This is a genomic window from Mesorhizobium intechi (assembly GCF_002879535.1).
GTDB classification, from domain to species: Bacteria; Pseudomonadota; Alphaproteobacteria; order Rhizobiales; family Rhizobiaceae; genus Mesorhizobium; species Mesorhizobium intechi.
Genome location: NZ_PNOT02000336.1, coordinates 1 through 7,836, shown reverse-complemented (window position 1 = coordinate 7,836; position 7,836 = coordinate 1). Strand labels below are relative to the sequence as shown.

8 protein-coding genes are annotated in these 7,836 nt (G+C 63.3%); all 8 read left to right on the top strand.

Annotated features, from left to right (window positions below):
- Nucleotides 1-209 precede the first annotated feature (209 nt).
- The 8 genes from rpsF (at nt 210) to radA (ending at nt 7,759) form a co-directional block, all read left to right on the top strand.
- Entirely contained in the window at nt 210-701 is a 492-nt protein-coding gene (gene rpsF, locus C1D09_RS28590; RefSeq protein ID WP_143977347.1) for a 30S ribosomal protein S6, read from the top strand.
- On the top strand, nt 701-949 hold the full coding sequence (gene rpsR / locus C1D09_RS28585; protein ID WP_006203718.1) for a 30S ribosomal protein S18: 249 nt from the start codon (nt 701-703) through the stop codon (nt 947-949). Before rpsF ends, rpsR begins: the two co-directional genes overlap by 1 nt.
- A gap of 217 nt (nt 950-1,166) precedes the next feature.
- Nucleotides 1,167-1,751 carry a 50S ribosomal protein L9 gene (gene rplI / locus C1D09_RS28580; protein WP_010915167.1) on the top strand — a complete coding sequence of 195 codons (585 nt, stop codon included), beginning with the start codon at nt 1,167-1,169 and terminating at the stop codon, nt 1,749-1,751.
- 152 nt (nt 1,752-1,903) lie between these two features.
- The gene (locus C1D09_RS28575) at nt 1,904-3,196 is read left to right on the top strand and encodes a cyclopropane fatty acid synthase (protein WP_143977346.1); all 1,293 of its coding nucleotides are present in this window, start codon (nt 1,904-1,906) and stop codon (nt 3,194-3,196) included.
- Nucleotides 3,197-3,276: 80 nt separating this feature from the next.
- The gene (locus C1D09_RS28570) at nt 3,277-3,600 is read left to right on the top strand and encodes a YnfA family protein (protein ID WP_143977345.1); all 324 of its coding nucleotides are present in this window, start codon (nt 3,277-3,279) and stop codon (nt 3,598-3,600) included.
- Nucleotides 3,601-3,602: 2 nt separating this feature from the next.
- Nucleotides 3,603-4,580 carry a small ribosomal subunit Rsm22 family protein gene (locus tag C1D09_RS28565; RefSeq protein WP_143977344.1) on the top strand — a complete coding sequence of 326 codons (978 nt, stop codon included), beginning with the start codon at nt 3,603-3,605 and terminating at the stop codon, nt 4,578-4,580.
- Nucleotides 4,581-4,798: 218 nt separating this feature from the next.
- Nucleotides 4,799-6,289, top strand: a complete 1,491-nt coding sequence (locus C1D09_RS28560) for a replicative DNA helicase (protein ID WP_019857258.1) — start codon at nt 4,799-4,801, stop codon at nt 6,287-6,289.
- A 66-nt stretch (nt 6,290-6,355) separates the two neighbouring features.
- Entirely contained in the window at nt 6,356-7,759 is a 1,404-nt protein-coding gene (gene radA, locus C1D09_RS28555) for a DNA repair protein RadA (RefSeq protein WP_115145179.1), read from the top strand.
- Nucleotides 7,760-7,836 lie beyond the last annotated feature (77 nt).

The window sequence follows — 7,836 nt, the reverse complement described above, 5'->3', positions numbered from 1 at the left end:
CAGCTGGGGGCTGAACGGAGGGCCGGAGGTTTCATCATAGCCTTCGTGTGAAGCCAGAAGCGCTTCCGCCTCCCGTGTCTCCGCTCTCGACCGTCTCGTCATGCTCCTTTCTTCCCCGCCCCCTTAACTGGGACAAGCGGGTCAGAGAAGTTGCAGAGGCTTTTGCCGCCGGGAACCGGGAGAGAAACGAAGAAAGGCACGAAGACATAATGGCTCTTTACGAACATGTGTTTCTTGCCCGGCAGGACCTCTCGCAGCAGCAGGTCGATGCGCTTGTCGAACAGTACAAGGGCGTCATCTCCGCGAATGGCGGGTCCGTCGGCCGGGTCGAGAACTGGGGACTGAAGTCCCTCACCTACCGGGTCAACAAGAACCGGAAGGCCTACTACACGCTCATGGACCTCAACTGCCCGCCGGCAGCGCTCAACGAAATGGAGCGCCAGATGGGTCTGTCCGAGGACGTCCTGCGTTTCCTGACCATAAAGGTCGAGGCGCATGAGGAAGGTCCGTCGGCCATGATGCAGAAGCGCGAAGAGCGCTCCGAGCGCGGCAGCTTCGGCGACCGCGACCGTGGCGATCGTGGCCCGCGTTCGTTCGGCGACCGTGATCGTGGCGATCGTCCGCCGCGTTCGTTTGGCGACGCCGGTGGCGATCGTGGTCCGCGCCGTCCGCGCGAAGGCTTTGAAGGGGGTGCAGAATAATGGTCGACATCAACCAGATCCCGACCCGGCGCCCGTTCCATCGTCGCCGCAAGACCTGCCCGTTCTCCGGCGCCAACGCGCCCAAGATCGACTACAAGGACGTGCGTCTGCTGCAGCGCTACATTTCCGAGCGCGGCAAGATCGTGCCGTCGCGCATCACCGCCGTCAGCCAGAAGAAGCAGCGTGAGCTCGCCAAGGCGATCAAGCGCGCCCGCTTCCTCGGCCTGCTGCCTTACGTGGTCCGCTAATTCTTCCGAACGGGCGGTTCGCCGCCCGTTCCTTTCGCCGGCCATGACGGGCACGACCGGTTCAGCCATCAAATCCCGAGTTGAGGTCAAGGCCTCTAACTGCCGCGACAGGCAGGACAGCGACACCGGCGCTCAAGGCGCTCAAGCTTCCTGACCTGTTCCAGAGAATTCGGCGCCTGCCTTCATGGACGGACGCCCAACCAAAAGGAACAAAACCATGGAAGTCATTCTTCTCGAACGCGTTTCCCGCCTCGGCCAGATGGGCGATACCGTCAAGGTCAAGGACGGCTTTGCCCGTAATTTCCTGCTGCCGCAGGGCAAGGCGCTGCGCGCCAACGAAGCCAACAAGAAGAAGTTCGAGGGCCAGCGCGCCCAGCTCGAAGCCCGCAATCTCGAGCGCAAGTCGGAAGCCAGCCAGGTTGCCGAAAAGCTCGACGGCAAGAGCTTCATCGCCGTTCGCTCCGCTGGTGAAACCGGCCAGCTCTACGGTTCGGTGTCGACGCGCGACATCGCCGAGCTGCTGACGGCGGAAGGTTTTTCGGTCAACCGCAATCAGATCCTGCTCAACCAGCCGATCAAGACCATCGGTCTGACCAATGTGGCGATCGCGCTGCATCCGGAAGTCGAAGTCACCGTCACGCTCAACATCGCCCGCACGGCCGACGAAGCCGAGCGCCAGGCCAAGGGCGAGACGCTGACCACCGCCGAAGCCATCTATGGCGACGACATCAACGACAATGCACGGCCGGAAAACTTCTTCGATCCGAATGCCGAATTTGACGGCGGCGAAGACAACGCCTGATCGCGTACGGCAAGCGAGGGAGCAACGCTCCGTTGTGGACCAATGCCCGGGCCTCTCGCCCGGGCATTTTTGTGCCAAAAGGAACTTTTCGAACCCCCATATATTGTTGCAGAATTAAGGCAGCCAGTCTGACCTCGAGGGGACATTTGGTTATGAACATTCTGCTGAAGCGCGTTCTCGATCGCCTGGTGCGCACGGGCAATCTCAAGGTAACCGGGCCAAAAGGCTCGACAGTCATCTTCGGCGACGGCAGCGGCGAGCCGGTGCATATGCATATCAAGACCCGGCATGCCGAACGCGCCATCACCTTCGATCCGATGCTGGCGGTGCCCGAATCCTACATGGACGGCGAACTCGACATTCTCGAAGGCGGCGTGCTTGGGCTGATGCGCATCGCCTTCCAGAACATGGGCAGTGGCGGCATCGACGCGACCTGGTCGAAAGCCATCGAAGGCTTGCGCCACGCCTTCCGCCGCCTGCAGCAGCTCAATACCACCTCGCGTTCGCGCCGTAACGTGCAGCGCCACTACGATCTGTCGGGCGATCTCTACCGGCTCTTCCTTGATGAGGACATGCAGTATTCCTGCGCCTATTTCGAACAGCCCGACATGACGCTGGAAGAGGCGCAGGCCGCCAAGAAGCGCCATATCGCCGCCAAGCTCAGGCTGAAGGCCGGCCAGACCGTGCTCGACATCGGCTCCGGTTGGGGCGGGCTCGGCCTCTATCTGGCCAAGGCGTTCGACGTCGACGTCCAGGGCGTGACGCTGTCGACCGAGCAGCATGGCGTGGCCACCGACCGGGCGCATGCGCAAGGCCTGGAAAACCACGTCCATTTCGAGCTGAAGGATTATCGCGAACTCAACGAACGCTTCGACCGCATCGTTTCGGTCGGCATGTTCGAACATGTCGGCGTCAACCACTTCCGCACCTTCTTCGACAAGGCGGCGACGCTGCTGAAGCCCGATGGCGTCATGCTGCTGCACACGATCGGCCGCTCCGGCGTGCCGTGGGCGACCAGCGCCTTCATCCGCAAGTATATTTTCCCGGGCGGCTACATACCGGCCATGTCGGAAGTGCTGCCGGCGATCGAGAAGTCCGGCCTCGTGGTTACCGACGTCGAGATTCTGCGGCTGCACTATGCCGACACGCTGAAGCACTGGAGCCAGCGCTTCGCCGCCAACCGCGACAAGGCCAAGGCCATCTACGACGAGCGATTCTGCCGCATGTGGGAATTCTATCTGGCCGCCTCGGAAGCCGCCTTCCGCTGGCAGGACCTGGTCATCTTCCAGTTCCAGATCGCCAAGAAGAACGACACGCTGCCGATGACCCGCGACTATATGGCCAAATGCGAAAAGGCCTTGGCGATGCGTGATTTGGGCCGCCGCGAGGCGGCTCCCGTCGAGAAGCCGGTCAAGCCCGCGCGCCGCCGCAAGGTGGCGGAGTAGACACGCCGTTCGCCATTGGCGCTTGCCATTCGCGGCCCCTGCCCTGAAAAAGGCTTCGTGATCGTCGCGAGGCCTTTTTCATGACTTACCTCCTCTATGCCGCAGCGGCGCTCGCCGAGATAGCCGGTTGCTTTTCGGTATGGGCCTGGTGGCGGCTGGAAAGATCGCCCTTATGGCTGGCGCCAGGCTTCGTCTCGCTGCTTGTTTTCGCTTGGCTTCTGGCGCTGGTCGACACCAATGCCGCGGGCCGCGCCTATGCAGCTTATGGCGGCATCTACATCGCTGCCTCGCTTGCCTGGCTGTGGCTGGTGGAAGGCGTGCGGCCCGACCGCTGGGATCTTGCTGGCGCCGCACTCTGCATAGCCGGCGCGTCGCTCATCTTGCTCGCACCGCGAGGAGCATAGCGTTGGAACTGCCGGTCCCTCTTCGACAAGCCGTCGATCGCATCCTGGAAAAAATCCCGCGGCCTGAGCTGAAGCAAGCAGCGAAAACCCTGTCGGACCGCTACCGTGCAGAACTGCGCGACGGGCGCCTGCACATGGCGCAGGACATGGCGGTCAAAGCCTATTTGGCGACGCGGCTGCCGGCGACCTATGCCGCGGTCCGCGCCAGTCTCGACGCACTGAAGGCGACCCGGCCGGACTTCGAGCCGAAAACCCTGCTCGATGTCGGCGCCGGTCCTGGTACGGTGCTTTGGGCCACCAACGATCTCTGGCCCGATCTCGAACAGGCTGTGCTATTGGAAGCGAGTGCGGCCGTGCGCAAGGTCGGCGAGACGCTTGCCGCCGATGCCATCACGACCCGAACCGTCTGGCGTGCCGGCGATGTCACGACAGACCTTGCCGATCTTCGACCGGCGGACCTCGTCACCTGTGCCTATGTTCTGGACGAGATCGCGCCGGCATCGTTGCCCAAAATGGTCGACCGGCTGTGGCAGTTGGCGACGGACACATTGCTGCTCGTCGAGCCGGGCACGCCGGCGGGCTGGCAGCGCATTCTGGCGGTGCGCGCGCAGTTGATCGCCGCCGGGGCGCACCTGCTGGCGCCTTGTGCACACGAGGCGCCCTGTCCGCTTACTCCACCCGACTGGTGCCACTTTTCCCGTCGCGTCGCCCGCTCGCGCCTGCACCGACTGGCCAAGGACGCTGATGTACCGTGGGAAGACGAGAAATTCATCTTTGTCGCCGCGTCGCGCCAGCCGGCCGCCTCGCACGCCGCGCGGGTCATCGCACCGCCGAAATCCGGTTCGGGCAAGGTTCTGCTCAAGCTTTGCCAGGAAGACGGCACGGCCACGGAGCAACTGTTCACCAAGCGTGATGGCGCCGACTTCAGGCTGGCCCGGCGGCTGGACTGGGGCGACAGGCTGGACCCAGCCAGCACGTGAACGACCGATTGTTCTTGCTTCGTTCCAGCGCTTCGCATAAGAATCGCCGCTTGCCGAGTCAACCGGAATCGGGTCACAGGAACACTGTCCTGTGGACGGTTTCTAGTTCCTGTGAACAACGGGCATCAAGGGTGTTTGGTCGAGCAGTGATGCAGAAAGGTCAGCACGGTTTCGTCTCGTTCTGATATCGAAAGGCCGGGTTTGAAATCGGGGATATCATGGCAGAGGCAGCGCGGAAATTTGGCGTGGCGGAGCAACCGCTCTATCGCGAGGCACCGAACAATATCGAGGCCGAGCAGGCGCTGCTCGGCGCGATCCTCGTCAACAACGATGCCTTCTACCGCGTCTCCGACTTCCTGAAGCCGGGCCATTTCTACGAACCCCTGCATCGCCGGATCTTCGAGATCGCGGCCGAGCTCATCCGCATGGGCAAGGTGGCGACGCCGATCACCTTGAAGACCTTTCTGCCGGCCGACGAGAAGGTCGGCGACATGACGGTGGCGCAATATATCGTGCGTCTGGCGGTCGAAGCCGTCACCGTGGTCAACGCCACCGACTATGGCCGCGCCATCTATGACCTTGCCACGCGCCGCGCGCTGATCACCGTCGGCGAGGACATGGTCAACATCGCCTACGATGCGCCGGTCGACATGTCGCCTTCCGAGCAGATCGAGGACGCCGAGCGCCGCCTGTTCGAACTGGCCGAAACCGGCCGCTACGATGGCGGTTTCGAGAGCTTCACCGATGCGGTCAAGACCGCCGTCGACATGGCCAATGCCGCCTATATGCGCGACGGCCATCTGTCGGGTCTTGCCACCGGCATGCGCGATCTCGACCGCCGCATGGGCGGCCTGCAATCGTCCGATTTGATCGTGCTTGCCGGGCGTCCGGGCATGGGCAAGACGTCGCTCGCCACCAACATCGCCTTCAACATCGCCGAGGCCTATGTGCCGGCGCAGCAGGCGGACGGATCGTTCAAGGCGGCCAATGGCGGTGTGGTCGGCTTCTTTTCGCTCGAAATGTCGTCCGAACAGCTGGCGACCCGTATCATTTCCGAGCAGACGGAAATCTCGTCCTCAAAAATCCGCCGCGGCGAAATCAGCGAAATGGATTTCGAAAAGCTGGTCGCCTGTTCGCAGACCATGCAGAAGATCCCGCTTTTCATCGACCAGACCGGTGGCATTTCCATTGCCCAGCTGTCTGCCCGCGCGCGTCGCCTGAAGCGCCAGCGCGGCCTCGACCTGATCGTCATCGACTATATCCAGCTGATGCAGGGTTCATCCGCCAGGGCCTCGCAGAACCGCGTGCAGGAAATCACCGAGATCACCACGGGCCTGAAGGCGCTGGCAAAGGAACTCGCCGTGCCGATCATCGCGCTGTCGCAGCTGTCGCGTCAGGTCGAAAGCCGCGAGGACAAACGCCCGCAGCTCTCCGACTTGCGTGAATCTGGCTCGATCGAGCAGGACGCGGACGTCGTGATGTTCGTCTACCGTGAGGAGTATTACCTCAAGAACCGCGAGCCGAAGCTTGGCACCGAGGAATACGTCAAGTGGGAAAACGAAATGAACGAGATGCGCGGCAAGGCCGAGGTCATCGTCGCCAAGCAGCGCCACGGCCCGACAGGCTCGGTAACGCTCGCCTTCCACGGCGAATTCACCCGCTTCTCCGATCTGGCGGAAGAGCATCATATTGCGGAGAGGTTTGAGTGACCTTTTGAGCCAGGCCTCGACCCTTCCAGCACCTTTGTGCGCGTATCCGACGGCAGGCCACGCCTGATGGCGAAATCGCGCGTCCAGTTCATCTGCCAGAATTGCGGATCGGTGCATCAGCGCTGGGCCGGCAAATGCGATGCCTGCGGCGAATGGAACACGCTGGTCGAGGAAGGGACCTCCGGCGGCATCGGCTCGGGACCTGCCAACACACGCAACGCCCGCAAGGGTCGCGCGGTGGTGCTGACCACCCTTTCCGGTGATATCGAGGACGCGCCGCGCATTATCTCGGGCATTGGCGAACTCGACCGCGCCACCGGCGGCGGCTTTGTACGCGGCTCGGCACTTCTGGTCGGCGGCGATCCCGGCATCGGCAAGTCGACGCTGCTCACCCAGGCCGCTGCCGCGCTGGCGTCGCGAGGCCACCGCATCGTCTATGTTTCGGGCGAAGAAGCCGTCGCGCAGATCAGGCTGAGGGCGCAGCGGCTCGGCGTCGCCGACACGCCGGTGGAACTGGCGGCCGAGACCAATGTCGAGGACATTCTTGCCACGATCGCCGACGGCAAGCGGCCGGACCTGGTCATTCTCGATTCGATCCAGACGCTGTGGACCGACCTTGCCGATTCGGCGCCGGGCACGGTTACCCAGGTGCGCGCCGCCGCCCAGGCGATGATCCGCTATGCGAAATCCACGGGTGCCGCGATCGTGCTGGTCGGCCATGTCACCAAGGAGGGCCAGATCGCCGGCCCGCGCGTGGTCGAGCACATGGTCGACGGCGTGCTCTATTTCGAGGGCGAAGGCGGCCACCATTACCGCATCTTGCGCACAGTGAAGAACCGCTTCGGGCCGACCGACGAGATCGGCGTCTTCGAAATGTCGGACAAGGGTTTGCGCGAAGTCTCCAACCCATCGGAGCTGTTCCTCGGCGAGCGGCATGCCAAATCGCCGGGCGCCGCGGTTTTCGCCGGCATGGAGGGCACAAGGCCGGTTCTGGTCGAGATCCAGGCGCTGGTGGCACAATCCTCGCTCGGCACGCCGCGTCGGGCAGTGGTCGGCTGGGACGGCGCCCGGCTGTCGATGGTGCTGGCGGTGCTGGAGGCGCATTGCGGCGTTCGTTTCGGCCAGCACGACGTCTATCTCAACGTCGCAGGCGGCTACCGCATCAGCGAGCCGGCGGCCGATCTCGCGGTCGCAGCCGCACTGGTTTCCTCGCTCACCGGCCTTGCCCTTCCCGCCGATTGCGTCTATTTCGGCGAAATCAGCCTGTCGGGTGCCGTGAGGCCGGTTGCGCATGCGCAACAACGCCTCAAGGAAGCCGAAAAGCTGGGTTTTGGTAGTGCGGTTCTGCCCTTGGGCAGCGAGGAACTTGCCGGAGGGATCGGGGCCGGTGCTTTCCAGCCCACAGAGCTTGCCGACCTCGTGGCGCGCATAGCCGGCTCACGTCGAAGCCGCGTGGACGACGAAGAATGACGCGGCTCGCCGAGCCGTGAAAAAGAATCGGAGTGGGGCGAAAGACATGCCGATTACGCTGCTTGACGGAATCCTGG

Excerpts from the sequence above, each read along its gene's own strand:
- rpsF (WP_143977347.1), top strand. The coding sequence starts at position 210 with ATGGCTCTTTACGAACATGTGTTTCTTGCCCGGCAGGACCTCTCGCAG.
- rpsR (WP_006203718.1), top strand. The coding sequence starts at position 701 with ATGGTCGACATCAACCAGATCCCGACCCGGCGCCCGTTCCATCGTCGC.
- rplI (WP_010915167.1), top strand. The coding sequence starts at position 1,167 with ATGGAAGTCATTCTTCTCGAACGCGTTTCCCGCCTCGGCCAGATGGGC.
- C1D09_RS28575 (WP_143977346.1), top strand. The coding sequence starts at position 1,904 with ATGAACATTCTGCTGAAGCGCGTTCTCGATCGCCTGGTGCGCACGGGC.
- C1D09_RS28570 (WP_143977345.1), top strand. The coding sequence starts at position 3,277 with ATGACTTACCTCCTCTATGCCGCAGCGGCGCTCGCCGAGATAGCCGGT.
- C1D09_RS28560 (WP_019857258.1), top strand. The coding sequence starts at position 4,799 with ATGGCAGAGGCAGCGCGGAAATTTGGCGTGGCGGAGCAACCGCTCTAT.
- radA (WP_115145179.1), top strand. The coding sequence starts at position 6,356 with ATGGCGAAATCGCGCGTCCAGTTCATCTGCCAGAATTGCGGATCGGTG.